The organism is Enterococcus sp. DIV0712, from assembly GCF_050554855.1.
GTDB lineage: Bacteria > Bacillota > Bacilli > Lactobacillales > Enterococcaceae > Enterococcus > Enterococcus faecalis.
Map to the genome: position 1 here is coordinate 2,262,233 of NZ_CP187333.1, position 19,337 is coordinate 2,281,569.

20 protein-coding genes and 2 riboswitches are annotated in these 19,337 nt (G+C 39.8%); of the genes, 4 read left to right on the forward strand and 16 right to left on the reverse strand.

All coding sequences use genetic code 11. The annotated features are described in order from the left end of the window. Positions 1–6: 6 nt before the first annotated feature. The 6 genes from tmk to IGL42_RS10835 form a co-directional block, all read right to left on the reverse strand. Positions 7–645 (reverse strand): dTMP kinase, encoded by a 639-nt coding sequence (gene tmk, locus IGL42_RS10810; protein ID WP_002356366.1) that lies wholly within the window; start codon positions 643–645, stop codon positions 7–9. 208 nt (positions 646–853) lie between these two features. Next, the gene (gene recR / locus IGL42_RS10815; RefSeq protein WP_002356363.1) at positions 854–1,450 is read right to left on the reverse strand and encodes a recombination mediator RecR; all 597 of its coding nucleotides are present in this window, start codon (positions 1,448–1,450) and stop codon (positions 854–856) included. A 175-nt stretch (positions 1,451–1,625) separates the two neighbouring features. Beyond that, the gene (tenA, locus tag IGL42_RS10820) at positions 1,626–2,288 is read right to left on the reverse strand and encodes a thiaminase II (protein ID WP_002379778.1); all 663 of its coding nucleotides are present in this window, start codon (positions 2,286–2,288) and stop codon (positions 1,626–1,628) included. 11 nt (positions 2,289–2,299) lie between these two features. Beyond that, positions 2,300–2,953 carry a CbiQ family ECF transporter T component gene (locus tag IGL42_RS10825; protein WP_002362491.1) on the reverse strand — a complete coding sequence of 218 codons (654 nt, stop codon included), beginning with the start codon at positions 2,951–2,953 and terminating at the stop codon, positions 2,300–2,302. Continuing rightward, positions 2,944–4,302 carry an ABC transporter ATP-binding protein gene (locus IGL42_RS10830; protein ID WP_002392851.1) on the reverse strand — a complete coding sequence of 453 codons (1,359 nt, stop codon included), beginning with the start codon at positions 4,300–4,302 and terminating at the stop codon, positions 2,944–2,946. The genes IGL42_RS10825 and IGL42_RS10830 overlap by 10 nt, the downstream gene beginning before the upstream one ends. Next, the gene (locus tag IGL42_RS10835) at positions 4,299–4,862 is read right to left on the reverse strand and encodes an ECF transporter S component (protein WP_002359429.1); all 564 of its coding nucleotides are present in this window, start codon (positions 4,860–4,862) and stop codon (positions 4,299–4,301) included. The genes IGL42_RS10830 and IGL42_RS10835 overlap by 4 nt, the downstream gene beginning before the upstream one ends. A gap of 104 nt (positions 4,863–4,966) precedes the next feature. Further along, positions 4,967–5,057: riboswitch (TPP riboswitch) on the reverse strand. 178 nt (positions 5,058–5,235) lie between these two features. On the opposite strand from IGL42_RS10835, the gene IGL42_RS10840 reads away from it, so the two are divergent. Beyond that, on the forward strand, positions 5,236–6,021 hold the full coding sequence (locus IGL42_RS10840) for a TraX family protein (RefSeq protein ID WP_002356353.1): 786 nt from the start codon (positions 5,236–5,238) through the stop codon (positions 6,019–6,021). Positions 6,022–6,184: 163 nt separating this feature from the next. Continuing rightward, the gene (locus IGL42_RS10845; RefSeq protein ID WP_002362334.1) at positions 6,185–7,546 is read left to right on the forward strand and encodes an MFS transporter; all 1,362 of its coding nucleotides are present in this window, start codon (positions 6,185–6,187) and stop codon (positions 7,544–7,546) included. Between the two features lie 50 nt (positions 7,547–7,596). Here IGL42_RS10845 and IGL42_RS10850 read toward each other — a convergent pair whose 3' ends face one another. Further along, the gene (locus tag IGL42_RS10850) at positions 7,597–8,787 is read right to left on the reverse strand and encodes an MFS transporter (protein ID WP_010710677.1); all 1,191 of its coding nucleotides are present in this window, start codon (positions 8,785–8,787) and stop codon (positions 7,597–7,599) included. Positions 8,788–8,931: 144 nt separating this feature from the next. On the opposite strand from IGL42_RS10850, the gene IGL42_RS10855 reads away from it, so the two are divergent. After that, positions 8,932–9,288 (forward strand): winged helix-turn-helix transcriptional regulator, encoded by a 357-nt coding sequence (locus IGL42_RS10855; RefSeq protein ID WP_002356348.1) that lies wholly within the window; start codon positions 8,932–8,934, stop codon positions 9,286–9,288. A 93-nt stretch (positions 9,289–9,381) separates the two neighbouring features. Here the strand turns inward: IGL42_RS10855 and thiD are convergent, their stop codons facing one another. From thiD to galE, 8 genes are all read right to left on the reverse strand, one after another. Beyond that, the gene (gene thiD / locus IGL42_RS10860; RefSeq protein WP_002362487.1) at positions 9,382–10,212 is read right to left on the reverse strand and encodes a bifunctional hydroxymethylpyrimidine kinase/phosphomethylpyrimidine kinase; all 831 of its coding nucleotides are present in this window, start codon (positions 10,210–10,212) and stop codon (positions 9,382–9,384) included. Further along, positions 10,209–10,844: a thiamine phosphate synthase gene (gene thiE / locus IGL42_RS10865; RefSeq protein ID WP_010710678.1), complete on the reverse strand. Its 636-nt coding sequence runs from the start codon at positions 10,842–10,844 to the stop codon at positions 10,209–10,211. Before thiE ends, thiD begins: the two co-directional genes overlap by 4 nt. Further along, positions 10,841–11,659: a hydroxyethylthiazole kinase gene (locus IGL42_RS10870; protein WP_002368793.1), complete on the reverse strand. Its 819-nt coding sequence runs from the start codon at positions 11,657–11,659 to the stop codon at positions 10,841–10,843. The genes thiE and IGL42_RS10870 overlap by 4 nt, the downstream gene beginning before the upstream one ends. Then, a complete protein-coding gene (gene thiW / locus IGL42_RS10875; RefSeq protein ID WP_002356342.1) occupies positions 11,643–12,131 on the reverse strand; it encodes an energy coupling factor transporter S component ThiW in 489 nt (162 codons plus the stop codon). The genes IGL42_RS10870 and thiW overlap by 17 nt, the downstream gene beginning before the upstream one ends. A 140-nt stretch (positions 12,132–12,271) precedes the next feature. Continuing rightward, positions 12,272–12,360, reverse strand: a riboswitch (TPP riboswitch). A gap of 147 nt (positions 12,361–12,507) precedes the next feature. Next, entirely contained in the window at positions 12,508–12,822 is a 315-nt protein-coding gene (locus IGL42_RS10880) for a YbaB/EbfC family nucleoid-associated protein (RefSeq protein WP_002384048.1), read from the reverse strand. Positions 12,823–12,842: 20 nt separating this feature from the next. After that, positions 12,843–14,603, reverse strand: a complete 1,761-nt coding sequence (dnaX, locus tag IGL42_RS10885; protein ID WP_033786549.1) for a DNA polymerase III subunit gamma/tau — start codon at positions 14,601–14,603, stop codon at positions 12,843–12,845. A 71-nt stretch (positions 14,604–14,674) separates the two neighbouring features. Next, on the reverse strand, positions 14,675–15,925 hold the full coding sequence (locus tag IGL42_RS10890; RefSeq protein ID WP_025191869.1) for a UDP-glucose--hexose-1-phosphate uridylyltransferase: 1,251 nt from the start codon (positions 15,923–15,925) through the stop codon (positions 14,675–14,677). Further along, the gene (galE, locus tag IGL42_RS10895; protein ID WP_010710682.1) at positions 15,906–16,898 is read right to left on the reverse strand and encodes a UDP-glucose 4-epimerase GalE; all 993 of its coding nucleotides are present in this window, start codon (positions 16,896–16,898) and stop codon (positions 15,906–15,908) included. The genes IGL42_RS10890 and galE overlap by 20 nt, the downstream gene beginning before the upstream one ends. A 267-nt stretch (positions 16,899–17,165) precedes the next feature. Between galE and IGL42_RS10900 the strand changes: the two genes are divergently transcribed. After that, positions 17,166–17,333: a DUF3042 family protein gene (locus IGL42_RS10900; RefSeq protein WP_002356337.1), complete on the forward strand. Its 168-nt coding sequence runs from the start codon at positions 17,166–17,168 to the stop codon at positions 17,331–17,333. Positions 17,334–17,494: 161 nt separating this feature from the next. On the opposite strand, the gene IGL42_RS10905 is transcribed toward IGL42_RS10900, so the two are convergent. After that, positions 17,495–19,333, reverse strand: a complete 1,839-nt coding sequence (locus IGL42_RS10905) for an FAD/NAD(P)-binding protein (RefSeq protein WP_104680807.1) — start codon at positions 19,331–19,333, stop codon at positions 17,495–17,497. Positions 19,334–19,337 lie beyond the last annotated feature (4 nt).

A 19,337-nucleotide genomic window follows, 5' to 3' on the forward strand; every position in this document is an offset into this window, starting at 1 on the left:
CTATAATTAAAAGTTTTCTGGATAACGTTCAATAATCGCCTGATACGTTGCTTCTACGACAAGTTCTAAACTCATCCGTGCATCAATCTTTTTGATACGTTGTGGATTTTCTTCTGCTAATTTCAAATATTCATGACGAACACGTTGATGAAATTCTAATCCTTCTGAATCTAAGCGATCAATTTGCTGTGTTCGATTTTCTTGAATCCGCCGTAAGCCAGTATCTGAGTCAACGTCTAAATAAATTGTAAAATCTGGTGAGACACCTTCTGTCGCAAACGCATTAATTGAAGCAATTGGTGCAATCCCAATTCTACGCCCAGCGCCTTGGTAGGCTAATGAGCTGTCAACAAAACGATCACATAGGACTAAATGACCCGCTTCCAAAGCTGGCAAGATTTTTTCCACTAAATGTTGACGACGAGCAGCTGCGTAAAGTAAAGCTTCTGTTCGCTCATCCATTCTGTCATTTCTTGGATCTAAAATAACTGTTCGAATCTTTTCGGCAATCGGTATGCCGCCTGGTTCTCTTGTAGTGACAATTTTTCGTTTTGACTCTTTAGCTAATCTTTCAGAAACTTCCTTCAAAACACTGGTTTTACCAGCGCCATCTGGACCTTCAAATGTGATAAAAATACCCTGCACGTGCGAAAACTCCAATCAATTTTTACTTGTATCTATTATACTTCATCTTGCTCTATCAGTCTAATTGAAATCCTTATGTCCTATTTAAAGTGATGCATCTGCTGAAAAAAAGAAACTGAAAAAGAAGTACGGAAAAGCTTGAACTGCGACATTTTCTCACAGAAACGACCTACTTCGATTTCAACCTCTTTTTCCAACGATGTTTCTTTTAAATTTCTCGACGTCCTTCGACTGCTTTTAGCAAGGTTATTTCGTCTGCATATTCAATATCGCTGCCGACAGACAAGCCGTGTGCCAAACGAGTAACGGTGATTCCAGCTGGTTTAATGAGCCGTGATAAATACATCGCCGTCGCTTCTCCTTCAGTGGTAGCGTTGGTTGCTATAATGACCTCTTTCACTTCATCATCGTGCAATCGTTTGATCAAAGAGGCAATATTAATATCTTCTGGTCCTGTTCCTTCCATCGGTGAAAGCACCCCGTGGAGTACGTGATACAAGCCTTGATATTCACGCATTTTTTCCATTGCCATAACGTCTTTTGGTTCTTCCACTACTAAAATAATACTACGGTCACGATTTTTATCTTGGCAAATTTCACAAGGATCTTCTTCAGTAATATTTCCGCAAATACTACAGAAATGGAGATCTCTCTTGACACTAATTAGCGCTTTTGCAAAAGCATTAGCATCTTCTTCTTTCATATCAATTGTATAAAAAGCAAGCCGTGTCGCTGTTTTTTGACCAATTCCTGGTAATTTCATATAACTTTCAATCAATTTTGCAATCGGTTCTGGATAATTCATGAGGCTTCTACAGTCCTTTCTTAGCAAGGCGTTTCTGTTATTACTGAGCGAGTTACAACAGATTTTGCGTCACTGAATATCTTATCACGCCCTGTCAAAAAAGCAACTGACAATTACTGCTTTCTAATACAAAAACAAGTCGTTAGTTACGAGCACTAAACGACTTGCTTTTGTATTAACCAATCCAGGTTTCGTGTGTATAGGCCATTTCCCAAAAAGCGTATTCCATCTCACTGCTGATAACAAAAGCGGTGATCATAGCTGCTTGTTCTTGTGGTGAACTTTCTTCATATAATTGGTCTAACAGTTGGCGTTCCTCTTGGACGTGTTGGTACGCTTCCTCCCCAGCATAGGTTTCAATCCAACGTTGGTACAGTGGCTCTGGTGAGTGTTGTTTGACTAACTGTGCACCAATTTCTTGATAGAGCCAAGAACAAGGCAACATACTTGCTGCGGCCGTCTTAGGCGTTCCTTCAATAAGTTGGCGATACATATGAGAAACATAGTGATACGCGGTTGGTGCAATCGGTGTCGCTGCAACTTCTTCTTCCGTAATCGCTAGTTCTTCAAAAAAAGTTTCACGAATAGCTAATTCGCCCAACGCGAGATTTTCCGCATTTGTTAAGAGTAATTTTTTCAATCGAGGTTGTTGCGTTTGTGCCGCAATCAAGCGATAAAGTTGACTAAAGTGTTTTAAATAGTAATGATCTTGAATTAAATAGTAGCGAAAAATCGTTGGACTCAAGGTTCCTTCATGTAATTCTGTGATAAAAGGATGCTGAAAACTCCCTTGCCAAGAAGCTTGCGCTTGATCTTTGGCTTGTTCTGTAAATGTCATAGGTTTCTCCTTTACGTTAGAAAAATAAACAAATTTGTAAAAATGATGATCAAAATAGCAAGCCCCAGACTGACTTTTGCTGACACAAAATGCTCTTTTCGACTTCTGGTGGCTCCTTCTTCATAGCCATGGGCAGACATTGCTTCAGTATATTTATCTCGCCAAGAAACAGCGACGAGCAGTGTTTTAACATAAAGCATCGGCGACCAAAAATGAAACGTTTTGCCACGGAGTAGGCTTGCTTCTTTTAAATCATTAATTTCTCTTTTCACTTCCGGTAAGGCGTGAACCACCACTAAAATTCCATAAACAAAGTTCGGTGCTAGCCCCTTTTGTTCCAATAACAACAATAATTCTTCAAAATCAACACCTACAGCAAAAGCTAGTCCTAAACCGGCAAAGGCATACGTTCGGCTAAACAAAAGCCAGGCTTGTTGACTACTCGTACCATGCAAATAAATAGACCAAAACGTCCCGATTGCTGGTAAAAGTGGCAAGAAAAATAACCAAAGCAGTAAGCGGGATTTTCGCTGGCCTATTAAAAAAATGACACAACCCATAAAAACCGCCAAATTTGCCAAAATTGACTGAGAAAAAGATAATTCAAAGGTCAAAATAAGAATCAAAGAAGCATAAATTGCTGCATTTGTTTGCTTTATTTGCATGTGGTTCCCTCCTGCCAGATAATCAGTTGTTGCTGCAGCAATTCTATTCGATAATTGCTCACGCCAGAGAGAGGTTCTAGCCGATGCGTGACGATTAGAAAATCTTGTTGCGCACTTTTTTCTTTGATCCATTCAACAAAATAATTGCATGCTCGCTCATCTAATCCAGCAAAAGGTTCATCTAAAAGTAAACAGTCCAAATCTAAGCTCAGCAAACTAATTAATTGCACCATCTTTTTTTGCCCTTCACTTAGTTGAAAAACACTGTGCTCTAGTTTTTCTTTTAAACCTAAAAAAGTTAAGGCTTCCTCTTGTTTTCTTCTTTTTTCTGCTGTCATGTTCTGACCAAACAAAAGCTCTTCTCGTAAAGTCAACGTGACAAACTGACGATTGGCTTGTTGCACCGCTAATGTCATGTGTTGATACAATTTTTTTGAAGCCCGCAAGCGGCGGCCTGCCAAGAACATTTTCCCTTGATATTTTTGTCTCTGAACGATGGCTTTTAATAAGGTGGATTTCCCCGCCCCATTTGGCCCCGTCAACGTGGTAATTCCTTTAAAAAAAAGCGCTTCTTTTTCTTCAAGTAGCACTCGTTTTCCCTGAGACAAACGAAAATTTTTCAATTGGAGCATTGGTTGTTTTACCACAGAAGTTGTAAGCTGAAATGTCTGCGGTTTTGTTTTGATAAACGTCAACGGTTGCTTTTCAAACTGGCCATTTTTCAACGTGACGACTTGGTCCACAACATCAGCGTAATCGCTGAAATCGTGGTCGCACACCAAAATCGTTTTGCCTGCTTGATGGAGTCTTGCTAAAATTTGAATAAATTGTTTTCGAGAGGTTGGATCAATACTTGCAAAAGGTTCATCTAATAAAAGAATATCTGGGTTCATTGCTAGCAGAACTGTCAACGCCGCTTTTTGTTTTTCACCACCAGATAACGTCGCTAATTCTCGTGTGAATAAGGTTTGAGTCTGAACAAGTTGAAGCGCTGTTTGGATTTTTCGATTCATTTCTTCAGGCGGGATTCCTAGATTTTCTAAAGCAAAAATCAGTTCTCGTTCCAAGGTTTTCATTGTAAATTGTTGACTGGGGTTTTGAAACAGCATGCCAATTTTTTGCGCCTTTTCACGAGTTGATAATTGTCGGCGTTCCATTCCTTCAATCAAAATTTCTCCTTGGTAATCAAGCGGAGCAAATCCGGCAATCAATCGTAAGAGCGTTGATTTTCCACTACCACTATCGCCAATTAATAAGGAAAACGTTCCTTGAGGAATTGCTAAATTTGTCTTTTCAAACAAGGGTTGTTCTCGTGAAAAGGACACAGCTTTTAATTGGATACTATTCATTTTGCCTTCACAGCTAACCCTTGCGCAGACTGATACATTCGTAAAATAACCTTCGTTAAGAAAATACCAAAGAAACAAATAGAAACGAATCGAACGCTAATTAAAGCAATGTTCATCCCCAGACCGTAATTGCCATAACCAAACTTAAAGTATTCATACACATAACTAAAAATAGTCGTCCCAATCGCACTATAAAATAACGTTAGTGTATCGTACCGTTTGTAGCGTGTCACAAAAAAGCCACTTTCACTACCTAGGCCTTGAATCACACCAGAAATTAATACACTAGGTCCGAAATACGAACCATAAAGCATTTCTGCCAAAGCGGCTAAAACTTCCGCCAAAACAGCACTTCCCGCTCGTGGAATCAGCATCGCTGCAATTGGTGCCACCATGGTCCACATTCCAAATAAAAGCTCATTGGCAAATGGACTCAAGCCTAATGGTAACAGCGCAGCATTCAATAACGCATAGAGGAACCCTGCCCCCATAAAAACACCGCCAAACAAAAAGGCTAAAAAAGCGAGTAAGACGACTTGTTGCAATGACCATTTTTTCAATAAAAAAACTCCTTTCTCTTAACAAAAAGCAAAAGGAGTGACTTAAATAAACCCTGATAAAAGAAAACACACTCATCCTAGGACAGAATGAGTGCGTGAAAAATCAAAGTAAATCGGCATTTCCCTGCGACAGTACTAACTGCATCAGGTTCAATGGGTATCATCTCAGCCATAACAGCACCCCAAATGTTTTTTATTAAAATGTACTTTTACTATAGCATAGAATAATTATAAAAACTAGTCTTGGCACTTTTTTCTTTCATCAAAAGCTGAAGAAATCAAACAATTTTGTAAGATAACTGTTAGGCAAATAAATGGTTGGTTTTTATGAACTTTGTTATATTGTTCTTTATGAAAGAGAGGCGTTTATACTATGGGTAAAACATTAACTGGCTTTCATTTGAAAGTCATTGGGGTTATTTCAATGGTCTTTGACCATCTATTGCAATTTTTTAGTTTTTTAGGCGTGCCTGGTTGGTTCGGATGGATTGGACGAATTGCTGCACCTATTTTCTTATTTGAAAGTTCTGAAGGCTTCATTCACACAAGCAATCGGCGAAAATACATGTTCCGGTTATTGTTAGGCTTCTGGATTATGGGGATTCTGAACGGCATTTTAAATGCGTATTTTTCAACAGGTGGCTTAATTATCAATAATATTTTTGGGACGTTATTTTTAGGTACGGTCTACATGCAGTCTATGGACTATTTTAAACAAAAACAAATTGGTAAAGGGCTTCTTTGGTTTATTGTGCCTTTATTAATCAGTGCCCTACCTCTCGTTGTTTTTAGTTCTCCAGACATATTAAGCAACCCTGCTATCTTAATTGGTTTCCAAATTTTCAATCTGATTGTGCCATCACTAATGATGACAGAAGGTGGGTTTTTATTTGTTCTCTTGGCCGTAGCTTTTTATTTATTCCATGGCAAAAAGTGGTTACAAATTTCAGCAATTGGCGTTGTTGCGTTGATTTCAGCAGCCAGCTATAATTTCCAAGAACTATTCGGGGTGAACCACCAATGGATGATGATTTTAGCAGCGATTCCAATTGTTCTTTATAATGGTGAAAAAGGCCGTGGCATGCGGAATTTCTTTTATATTTTCTATCCAGCTCACATTGCTATTTTTGCAATTATTAGTTTCTTCATGCAACGTTAATTATTTTCTGCTTGACGATTGCCTAAAAACTGTTTACAATGCAACATGTAAACAAATCGTACAGATAACACGCAAGTTGCGTGTCGAGAGAGAGGCGGTTTCTATTCTTATAGAAACTGCTTCTATTTTTTTACGAAAAAATGAAAACTATAGAGGTGATTAAATGGAACAAAAAAACGTACGATTATTCCCTGCCGTTTTAGCGACAGGAATTATGTCTTTTGCTGGCGTATTAATTGAAACAGCAATGAATGTAACCTTTCCGACATTAACAAAGGAATTTGGTGTTTCCACCGGTACCGTGCAGTGGGTGACAACGATTTATTTATTAGTTATTTCTATCATGGTGCCCTTATCCAATTATTTATTAAAAACCTATTCGTTAAGACGCTTATTTATTGTTGCGAATCTTTTCTTTTTGATTGGTTTAGCGATTGATGTCTATTCGCCATCTTTCAGTATCTTGTTATTAGGCCGACTCTTCCAAGGGGCTAGCACTGGGATTGCTTTGCCACTGATGTTTCATATTATTTTGAACTTTACCCCGCTGGAAAAACGAGGAACGATGATGGGGGTAGGCACATTGACCACTTCAATTGCTCCAGCCATTGGTCCAACGTATGGTGGAATCTTAACATCTTCCCTGTCTTGGCACGCCATCTTTTTATTCTTAATTCCTGTTTTACTACTTTCTTTGTTTATGGGATTATCTGCTATTCCAGAAATACCTGTTAAAAAAACCACCACTCTTGATTTGGTTAGTTTAATTGGTATTGCCCTGTTATTTAGTGGTTTGTTGATGTTTTTAAGTAAAATTGGCACATTGTTTGGCTGGCTTTCACTTCTGGCAGCCGTTATTGGCTTTGTTATTTTTTATAAACGAGCAACGACCGCTGAACAGCCACTAGTACGTTTGACAATTTTAAAAAATCCCGCCTTTGTTTTATTTTTATGTGGCTTTTTAGTTTGTCAATTCTTATTGTTAGGTATTTCCTTTGTCTTACCAAACTTTGTTCAAATCGTCCTTGGAAAAAATGCGTTTGTAGCTGGGCTAGTCATGCTGCCAGGTGCTACAGTCGGGGCCATTTTGGCACCACTTTCTGGACGAGTGTTGGATCAATACGGCGCTAAAAAACCTATATTATTTGGCTTAAGTTTGGCGACAATCGGTTGGCTAGCTTTAACAATTTTACTAGAGATGCCTGTTTTATTAGGATTCGTCGCTGGACATGTTACCTATATGATTGGTCTAGGTTTTGCATACAGTAATATGATGACGACTGGTATGAGCTTGTTAGAGGAGAAAGATTTTGGCGACGGCAATACGTTATTTAATACACTTCAACAATTTTCTGGCGCTATTGCGACGGCCATTGTAGCGACGATTATTAATATCGCTCAAGACCACGCAGATAATTTTGCTCAGGGGACAACGATGGGCTCCCTCATTTCTCTGATTTTCTTGTTAACCTTATTAGTAATTGTTTTAATTGCTTGCTGGAATTATTTCCGCAAAAAAGCTTAAAAAAAAGCAGCTGGTCAGTTCCATAGTGACCAGCTGCTTTTTTTAGTTTTCTAAAGATAGTTGTTTTTTTGTTCTTCTTGCTTCCGAATATAAAGTACGAACAAGACAGCAATTAACACGATAAAACCACCAAAAATCGGTGTATATGTTACTGATAAATGATCTGTGACCACCCCACCTGTCATTGAGCCAACGGTAATCCCAATATTAAAGGCTGCAATATTAAAAGCTGAGGCCAAAGTGATATCTTTTGGAACATACTTTTCCGCTAATTCTACAACATATAGTTGTAAACCAGGTACATTCATAAAGGCAAATAGACCCAACATCAAACTTGCTAATAAGCCTAGAAGACTGTTATCCATTAAAACAGTAATGAATAAAAAGACTAAGGACAGAATTAATAAGCTAAACATTTTTACTAACGAATCTAAAGGTTTTTTATTTGCCCAGTGACCACCTACTGTATTGCCAATTGCGACCATTACGCCATAAACAACTAAAATAATCACTACCGCGTTGGCTGAAAAGCCTAAATTTTCCAATAACGGTGACAAGTACGTATATGCAGCAAACGTTCCACCATAACCAAAAGCAGTAATTAGAAAAGAGAAAACGAGGGGTTTGTTCGTAAAAATCCGCGTGATTCCTTTTATGTCAACCTTCCCTGGTATCGGTAAATTTTTGGGAACTAAAAAATAACTAGCAATCAGTCCCACCAAGCCAATACTGGCTATAAAAAGAAAGGACATATGCCAAGCTGTTTGTTGCCCAATAAACGTCCCTAAAGGTACACCAGTCACTGTTGCAACCGTTAAGCCCGTAAACATAATAGCAATGGCACTGGCACGACGTGATGGCGGCACAACATCTGCGGCGATGACAGTCGAAACAGACATGAAAATGCCATGCGCCAATGCAGAAAGTATCCGCCCTACCAATAAAATAATAAACGTTGGCGCAAACGCAGCAATTAAATTCCCACTAATGAAAAGAAGCATAATCCCCAGCATTAATGAGCGACGATTCCATTTTCCTGTCAAAATTGTTAATAACGGCGCCCCAATCGTCACACCTAAAGCGTACAAAGAAACAGTCAAACCTGCTTGGGAAAGACTAATATGAAAACTTTTAACAATCATTGGTAATAAACCCACACTAATAAATTCTGTTGAACCGATTGCGAAAGCATTGATAGCTAATGCAAAGAGCGTTAAATTTGGTGAAATTTTCTTTTCCATTCTCTTCCTCCTAAAAAACATTTGAATTTCAACAAAAATTACTATATACTAAGATTGAAATTTTGATAAGTACCTACTTTTTTGTATCATAGGTACCTTTTAGTAACTTTTGTTTATTATCAATCTATTAAGGAGGAATGTTTTTTGGAAACTCGTACATATGCGATTGGTGTCGAAGCAACGATGGATGTTATTGGCGGCAAATGGAAACCAATTATTCTGTGTAATTTACGGCACGGCGCCATGCGCCCCAGCGATTTAAAACGCGGCATTACTGGCATTAGTCAAAAAATGCTGACACAACAATTACGGGAACTCGAAGAAGACAACATTATCGAGCGGAAAGTTTACAACCAAGTTCCACCAAAAGTCGAATATTATTTAAGCGATTATGGTCAAAGCCTCTCTGCTGTCTTAGATAACTTATGTAATTGGGGAGAATCCCACGTGGCTCATTTGCAAGAACAAGGCCAAGAAATTTATTTAAAATGTGAAGATTAGTGAACAAAACGTTTATAAACTATATCAAAAAAGAGCTTTAAGCTATTTAAGAGCCTGGGGAAAAATCTAAAATGATTTTTCCCCAGGCTCTTCTTATGCTTTAATAACTTGAATATCTTGCGTTAATTGGGCCCAATGATTAGTGGGTCCGTGACCATGTCCAACAGAAATTGCTTGGCTAATGGCCCCTTGTATAAACTGTTTGCCAATCACAATCGCCGCTTCTAACGGCGTACCTTTTGCTAATTCGGCTGCGATACACGCTGAAAAAGTATCTCCTGTTCCATGAGTATTTTTCGTTACAATTCGTGGTGCACTTAGCCAAAAGCTCGAACCGTCTTCCATTAACACATAATCAGCCGCTTGTTGATTTGTGCTATGTCCGCCTTTCATAATAATATTTTTTGTGCCCAATTGCTGTAATTTTTTTGCTGCGGTCTGCATTTCTTGTTCTGTCTTGATGGTCGTCTCTAGTAAAACTTCCGCTTCTGGTAAATTAGGTGTCACGACCGTTGCTAATGGCAACAGTTGCTCTTTAATTGTTTGAACTGCCTCGGCTTCTAACAAATGATGTCCACCTTTAGCCACCATTACAGGATCGACAATCAACGGACCAAAATCAACTTTCTGCAAATTGCGAACAACAGCTTCGACACGCTCACTATCTGCTAACATCCCCGTTTTCGCTGCCCCAATTTTAAAATCAGCCGCCAGTGATTGAAATTGTGCATCAATAAATGAACTAGGAATCGGTAAGCTATCTTGCACGCCATACGTATTTTGTGCCGTCAATGCAATGACAATATTTAAGCCAAATGCCTGCCGTGCTTGAAATGTTTTTAAATCTGCTTGCATGCCAGCTCCCCCACCAGAATCAGAACCAGCAATCGTGACTACTTGTGGGGTCAAATTATATTCGGTCATTTTCTCGCCTCCAACATTCGCTCCGTTACACGCATCAACCCTTGAACTTTCTCGGTTATCTGTTCAGCCAGCATAATTTCACTGACCAGTGAAACACCAGCCACTCTCGTTCCCATAAGTTGTTCTATATTTTCTTCTTTGATTCCACCAATCGCTACAACAGGAATCGTGACTGCTGCGGCAATTTCAGAAAGTGTCTGCAAAGAAGTTAACGGACTGTCCTTAGTCGTTGTGGGGAAAATTGCGCCCACGCCTAAATAATCAGCGCCCTCGTTTTCCGCTTCAACTCCTCGTGCCACCGTTTTGGCTGAAACACCTACGATTTTTGTGGACCCAACCAGTTTTCGCACAAGAGCAACCGGTAATTCATCATCCCCTATATGCACACCTGCCGCATCCACTGCCAAGCAAATATCGACACGATCATTAATAATCAACGGAATCTGATACGCATCTGTTACCGCTTTAACTTTCACTGCTAATTCGTAAAAGCGCCGTGTTGACACTTCCTTTTCACGCAGTTGGACCAATGTCACTCCACTGCGACAAGCAGTTTCAATTCGTTTTAAAAATTCAGTATCACTAAAATCATACCGTCCTGTCACCAAATAAACTTTCAATTGCTCTCTCATAGCACTCGTCCTTTCACCGCCTCAAACCAATCCTTCTCCTTCATTAAAAGAGATAACTGATTTAACGTATTTTGGCGAAAATCGGCCAGCCCTTGGCTCTTAGTCTTGGCTTTTTCTCCGCAAAGATTAAAATAGCTCACTGCGGCTACTGCCGCAGTCATTGGCGCGTTGCCTTCACCTAATAAAGCGGCAACTAATGCGCCGACTAAATCGCCCGTGCCAGTGAAACAATCCAACTCAGGAACGCCATTTTGTAAGACAATCACTTGCTCTTGGCTAACCAAAACATCTTGAATCCCTGTTGCTAAAAATACCGTCTGGGGAAACTTTTGTGTTTGTTGACGTAAAGCTTGAATCAGCTCCTCAATTGCTTCTTCACTTTGATCCAAAGGGCTGCCATCCACTCCTCGGCCATGACTCACCAACTGGCAAAAAGTCCGCATTTCTGAAAGATTCCCTTTCACAACGGTTGGCTGATTGTGCACCAGCTTTTCCCCGACTTCACTCCGAATATCACTGGCGCCATAACCGACTAAATCGACCACGGTCGGTTTAGTCACTTGCCGAGCATAATCACTAGCTGCTAACAAGCTTTGCTCTCGTTCTTGTGATAAATGGCCTAAATTCAAAACCAAGGCACTGGTTTGCTGAAACAACTGCGGAAATTCCCGGGGATCATCTGCCATAATGGGCTTAGCATCAATATAAAGTAATGCATTCGCCATAGACTCACACGTAATTTCATTCGTAATGCACTGAATTAATGGTGCCGTTGTCAGTGGAAAAATCGTTTCAAACTTAACGCTTGTTTTCATAAAAGTACCCTCCTAAAAATAATTCCTGTGTTTGTTTAAATACCCGAGTTTCTTTCAGTTTTACTAAGACAAGCCAAGCAATCACTGAACCAATCAGTGTGGCACCAATAAATCGTGGTGTATAAATGAACCAATAAAAATTCTGCTTACTGCCAGTAAACCAAACCATTACAGGATAGGACAATAACGAGCCAATGATGCCTGTCCCAAAAATTTCTCCTAGCATCGACCAGCCTAATTTTTGTCCCCATTGATAAAATAAACCAGCAAAAAACGCGCCAAAGACGGCACCTGTTAACGCTAATGGCGGAATACCTAAGAACGTCATACGGATTAAGCCGCAGACAAGTGCCATGAGCGTTCCGTAAAGAGGACCTAATAAAACTCCGGCAATAATGTTCATGACACTGGACATAGGGGCCATTCCCTCAATTCGCATTAACGGCGATAATACGACGTCCATCGCAATCATTAAAGCTAGTAACGTAACTCTGTGGATTCGATTTTTTTCCACGTAAAAAAACTCCTTTCTGCGAGAAGCAAAAGGAGGCGCGACTGAAAAAGACAGAAAAACCCAACCACAAATAAACGTAGTTGGGTGCAATAATCGGTCAAAATTTCAAGACATTTCCCTGCGCCAGTCCTAACTGTTTCAGGTTCCATGGGTATAATCTCAGCTAATAGCACCCCAAATGTTTCTCTTCAATTGGCTTTAGTATAGCATAGTTTTTTGGAAGCGACTACTAAAATTGCCAAAGAGTTTTCCCACAAAAACAGAAAAAACATCATGCCCAAAAAGTTCGATTTTTTGGGCATGACGTTTTTCATACTTTCGTTTGTCTTATTTTTTAGAATCCTGGCATTCCTTTGGTGTATTTGCCTAAAGTCGCTTCAGTTTCTTTTTCAATTTTTACTAACGCGTCGTTGACAGCCATAATGACTAAATCTTGTAGCATATCAACGTCTTCAGGATCAACCACGTCTTCTTTAATGATCAAATCTTTCATTGTGCGATCACCAGTAAATGTCGCTGTCACAAGTTGATTGGTTGCCTCACCGATAAATTCTTTTTCATTTAGCGCTTCTTGCGCTTTGGCCATTTCTTTTTGCATTTTTTGTACTTGTTTCATCATGCCTTGCATGTTGCCCATTCCTCGCATCATAATTCCTCGACTCCTTCATATTAATCATCTAGTACTTCGACAAGCTCTTCACCAAACATAGCGATTGCTTCATCTACTACTGGATTTTCTTGTGAATGTTCATTTGTTACAGGCGGTTCGTCCGCTAGACGAGCCATTTCATTTTCAGGTTCAGAATGATTCAAACTGCCCTGATTTTGGTTAATAAAACTTTGTCTTAGTTTTGGCCAGCTTTCTCTAGTAATGCAGACCATCTCTGGTGTATAGTCCATCAAACGGCTTAAATTATTATTGAAAGCTAACTGCATCTCTTCATCGTCTGTTGCACGAGCACAAACAATCTCATAGTCAAATGCCACCACGATGCCCTTAGGACTCGCTGCGACAGGTTCACTAGCTTTGAGCATCGCTCGTTGAGTCACAGATAATGTTTGCAGTAAGTCTTCCCAGACATTTTTCACATTCATTAAATGTGTTCTAGTCGCTTCGTTTAGGACTTGATATACGCGTTCTGTGGGTACACGGAACGAACTTTTTGGCGCTTGTGGTCGTGCTTGTTGACGTGGCGCATCTGCTTCTTTGGCAGCTACACCGTGTTTCTTTAATTCAGCCAGTTCTTTCTTCAGTTGCCCGATTTGATTTTGTAAATCTGCTAATTCTGGATTTCCCTCTGCACTACCATCTTGATTAGCTGTTTCTGGCGTGTTGTGTTTATTGGGTTGCACCGTTTTAGCTAATTTGACAGTGGCTACTTCCAGATAGATATTCGCATTGTTGGTAAAGCGGATCTCATTTTGTGTGTCACTTAAAATTTGGATTAGTTGGAAGATTTTTTCAGCAGGCGTTTGTGTAGCTAGTTCCTTAAATGCTTCTGTCAAAGTTCCTGCTTTTTCTGCTAATAACTTCGGTGCTTGCTGATACATCAGCAAATCTCGACAATATAATAACAAATCTTCTAAGAAACGGCGCGCTTCTTTGCCTTCGCCTAAAATACTTTCCAAGCCTTCTAATGCTCGTTCAACATCACCGGCGACACAACACTGAATATAATGATCCATCATTTCATAGGTTAGGCTGCCTGTCACTTGCATTGCATCTTCCAGTGTTACTTTTTCATCACTAAAGGAAATCGTTTGATCCAAGATACTCAAGGCATCTCGCATCCCACCTTCCGCAGCACGCCCAATCACATAAAGGGCTTGTTCCTCATAATCGAGAGCCATTTCCTGCATGATATGGGCCATATGATCGACGATATCTTGCGTACTAATTCGCTTAAAATCAAAGCGTTGCGTCCGTGAGATAATCGTTAACGGAATCTTGTGTGGTTCAGTCGTTGCTAAGATAAAAATAACATTTTGTGGCGGTTCTTCCAAGGTTTTTAAAAGTGCATTGAACGCGCCTGTTGATAGCATATGAACTTCATCAATAATATAAACTTTGTACTCGGCTTGTGTCGGTGCATACTTTGCTTTATCACGAATATCACGGATTTCTTCCACGCCATTATTACTCGCCGCATCAATTTCAATGACATCATTTAAACGACCTTCCGTAATGGCTACACAGGTTTCACAAACATTACAAGGTTCACCATCTTGACTATGTTTACAGTTAATCGCTTTAGCGAAAATTTTTGCGGCACTGGTTTTACCTGTACCACGAGGGCCAGTAAATAAATAGGCATGAGATGTTTTCTTTTGCACTATCGCATTTTTCAGTGTCTGAGTAATTGCTTTTTGTCCTACTACGTCATCGAAACGTTGTGAACGCCAGACCCGATAAAGTGCTTGATAAGCCATTTTTTACCCTCCCTTATTTTTCATTCTTATCTATTATACGTGATTTTTAGTCATTCGGCATCTTTTTTCTTTTAATGAGTCACTGGCGCAACCATTGCTAAAAAAGCCGCTTTTCCTTCACTTGTTTCTGCAAACGCACTGGCTTCTTTTAATCGCTGTTGATACGCTGAAGCGACCGTTTCAAGTGCCTGCGTTTTCTGGTTGTTCCAAGTCGTTAAACCTTGGACTTCTGCTAACGTTAACGAAGGCTTTGCTTGAGGTCGACTAAAAATTAAGTCCATGACATATAAAAGTTCTTTTCGTCGGGCAACGATTTGTATCTCATCCGTTGGCAGTTTTAGCATTTGCCATTGCTCAAAAATATCATTTGCGGCTTGGGCAACTTCTGACGCATTCGGTCCCTCTAGGCGAAATGTCGCAACTGGCCAATTCACCATTCCTGCGTTGATTAAAGGATAGTTAGCTAACTCAACATATTCTGAAATGCTCGCTTCGGCTAATGGAAATTGTTGCAAACCCGTTTGATAATAGACATGCTCATTTTGTTCAAAGTCAGCATCAATCCCAGCAAAATAATGAGGAAAGACCTCAACAATTTTCAACAATTGCTGAAAAGTCTTAATTGAACGTTTCGCTGACTGATGTTTTTCAAACGCAATCACACCTTGTTGCTGATATTGTGCCTGTTTTACAAAGGAAAACCCCCAGCTTTCGCCATCTAAGTTCATTCGAATCACTCGATGGTTCGTAGTCGCAGGAAATTGCTGACTTCCCTGGTAGCCTTCTGTTACCATGCACCATTCACAGCGGGGATAGCTTTGTGCAGAGAGCGTTGCTTTTGGCGCCTCACTGTGGACCTTATTTGCTAAAAAATCACCATAGACTGTTGAAAAAACAACAGGTTCTTCCTGTTCAATGACCGTACCGTTTTTTTGACAAAGTTGGTAAAAATACTCGGTAGCCTCTTGTGGCTCTTTGGCATAATGTTGTGCAAAAAAAGCATTAACCACAGAAGGTGGTGGTGTCAACAAATCCATCAATTGCACCATGAACTGTTCTTTTTGTTGCTCTGTTTTTACAAGTTGGTTGGCACTCGCAACTTGACACAATTGTTCCGCCAAATCAGCGGCGGGTGTTGCCACAGGCCGTATGTCTACTTCGCCTAATTCTTGTTCACCAATCATTGATAATAAACGGTTCTGAAGATATAAGCGATCCAATTCCATCCAACCACCTGCTTGAATAGCAAGTGTGGTAAAATCGGCAATCATTTGACTCGTGGTCATCGATTCATTCCTCCTATTACTTTTCTTGATATCCATGTGGATGAGCTTGATGCCATTGCCAAGCGGTGGTGATAATATCCTTGACCTCAGTTACTTCTGGTTGCCAGCCTAAAACTCGTTTGGCTTTTTCACTAGAAGCAATTAATGTACTAGGATCCCCTGCTCGGCGTGGCGCGATTGTCGCAGGAATTTCTTGGCCTGTCACTTCGCGAGCAGCATCTAACATTTCTTTAACAGAATAGCCGTTGTTGCTTCCCAGGTTAAAGACGTCACTTTCGCCGCCATTTTTCAAGTATTCTAAAGCCAAAATATGTGCTGCAATCAAGTCTTCAATATAAACATAATCTCGAATGCACGTGCCATCTGGTGTATCATAATCATCCCCAAAAATACTTAGCTCTGCTCGTTGGCCCAATGCCACTTGTAAAATAATTGGCACAATATGCGTTTCTGGCGTGTGATCCTCACCAATTGAGGCATCTTTTTTTGCTCCCGCAACATTAAAATAACGCAAAGCAACATATTTCATTCCATAAGCGTTGTCGCACCATTTCATGATTTTTTCCATCATTAATTTACTTTCCCCATACGGATTTTTAGGATTCGTTGGGGTTTCTTCTGTAATAGGCATTGCTTTTGGTTCGCCATAAGTGGCCGCTGTGGAAGAAAAAACAATGTGTTTCACTCCGAATTCTTGCATAACTTCCAAGGCAATTTGAGTGCCGTGAACATTGTTATTGAAATACATTAACGGTTGCTCCACGGATTCTCCTACTAAAGAATTGGCCGCAAAGTGCAACACCCCTTCAATTGATTCTTTTTCAAAGACACTACGTAAAAAAGCTTTATCACGAATATCGCCTTCATAGAAAGTCGCTTGTTCATGAACTGCTGAACGATGACCCGTTAATAAATTATCAACAACAATAACGGCATATCCTTTTGAAATTAATTGATCGACGGCATGTGAGCCAATGTAGCCTGCGCCACCTAATACTAAAATAGACATAAATACGCTCCTTTTACTCTCTAATTTCTTTTTCTATTGTACCATTAAATAAGGTTTACTTCTGAATTATTTCATTTTGTAAACAGGATTTAATTTGGCCATTTCTCCTTATTCATTTTTCCTATAAAAATACAGAAAAGACTTGGTAAATTTTAACAAATCTCTAAATTAGTCGTAGAGTTTATGAAAAATCATTGTAACTATTGGATTTTTTTGCTTTTTTCCGTCATAATAGAAACAAATACAATTTGAAAGAAGGAATGAACGATGAAAAAATTTGTATCAGGTATGTTAGTCGGTACTGCTATCACAGTTGCTGCTTTAGCCGGTGTGGCTACAACTATTAAAAAAACAGTCATTGATCCAATTGAAGAAAAAGAAGATATGATTGAAGAAAACCGTAAAAAAGCGATGCGTAAACGTATTGCACGTTAAAAAATAGCTGTGACGTTGAGATAAAAAATCTAACGGCAAGAAATCAACAGGAGCGCTTCTGGCTCTGTTGATTCTCTTAAGCATAACAAGTGGTCATCCATCGCTTTGATGGATGACCACTTGTTATGCTTTTTTTTTACCAAAGGAGCTGACTATTTTTCTTAACTATTAAAAATAGTAGCAGCAATCCGATCCATATCACGCATATTCCAAGGATCCACACCAGGACGAGCTGCAGCGGCTGTTAACCAATGAATACCTTCTGTTGGAATACCACAACTAAAAAGGCCTGTCGCCACCTGTCCACCTTTTGTGATGACTTGATTCGTGGCAGGCACAATCAAGAGTGCGCCTGTTTTGACTATTTGACCATCAGCTAATGCCAGTTGATGGAGCGTAGCTAGCTTATCGGCTAACAACTGCCTCGTTAAAGGATTCAAACTTTTTTCATTATTAACTTTGGGAATGCGTGCTTCAATTAAAAAGTGACTATTATACCGATTTTCCGGAAACAAATTAGCATAAGTAATAAATTGACCCGCTTTCATTTCGACACGCATTTCTGGCCCCAGAATCGTGACTAATCCCAGTTCAACTAACGCCTGTAGCTCTTCTGTTCTTTCAACAGAAGGTCCCACTGACAAAAAGGTATTCAACGGGGTAAACCAATGCCACAACCACTTTTGACTCTCGTCATTCGTTAATAACCCCTCATCCAAAACAAAGCGAATCTGATCTCTTAAATCTTTTAAACTGTCTAAAGCAGTGGTCAAAGGACCGCTAAGATTGCCTTTCTCTGCTTCTTGAATATCCCATTTTAAATACTTTAGTAAAAACGAACGAAAACTTTCATGAGTGGTTTTCTTTGTTTCAGGATGTTCTAACGCTTGCCAATCAAACCAATCTTGTTTTTCAAAGTGGGCTAGGCTTTCCGGCGCTCCCTTGGTTTGAATAAACAGCTGTTGAAAGGCCTCTTTAGAAAGATGCGGATATTTTTCTTTGATTAAGCAAGTGTAATACACATATTCCACTTCTTTTTTTAAATACCCAAAAAACTCTGCGCCTGTAACCTGTCCTTTTTTACGACATTCAGCTAAATACGTTTCGGTTAAAAAAACAGGCTGATAGGCTTCCCCGTAGCCTTTTTGATTAATCCCTCGAGGATGAGAAGGAAAACCGCGACCAGAACCAGCAATAATAATAGGCTCTCTTCCAGAAGTTTCATAACGTAAGCGGCCATTTTGACGAGAAAAAACACCCCCGCGGCCAATCGTCAAGGCAGATAAATAGTCAAAAAATGCCAAACCTAAGCCTTTTAACACAACGGGTTGTTTTGCAGGTATATTGGCAAGTGCCAATAAAGCATCCGCCGCATTTTTAGGAGAAGAATAAAACAAACGATGCTCCTTGGCGTAGTCCGCAAGCTCTTGTTCAACAGTCGTTAATTCATTTTCTTGGTGACCCAAAGCTAAAATTACTTTGTCTGCCGTAAACTCAATGGATTGAGTATACACATAATAGTTATCCTCTCCTGCCCGCACAGCAGTTACTGGCTCTTTAAAAAACGTCAGCGATGTTTGTTCGTTACACCTCGTGGCTAAATACGTATAAAACCATTTTTGGTACATGCCATAAAAAGCCCTCGAGCAGTGATCATTCGGTCCAAGGCGATGACATTCTTTCAACAACTCAAGATAATTATAGGGTTGTTGCTGTTGAATGTACTGCGCAGCTTCTGTTTGGGTCCATTCATAGAGAGTGGGGCCCTTGACAATTGGTCCTTCGCCACTAAAAGATTCATCTGTAAATAAAGTGACTTGACTAATCACGGTGTTCATTAATAAATAATTAGGTTGCTCTGCTCGCCAAATTTTCCCACCTGGACCGTATGGATCAAACAACGTGAGCTGAACATTTATTTCCGTTTTACGAGCCCATTCAATGACTCGTTCTGCAGCTGATAAGCCTCTGGGTCCAGCACCTACAATTGCAATTTTCATCCAA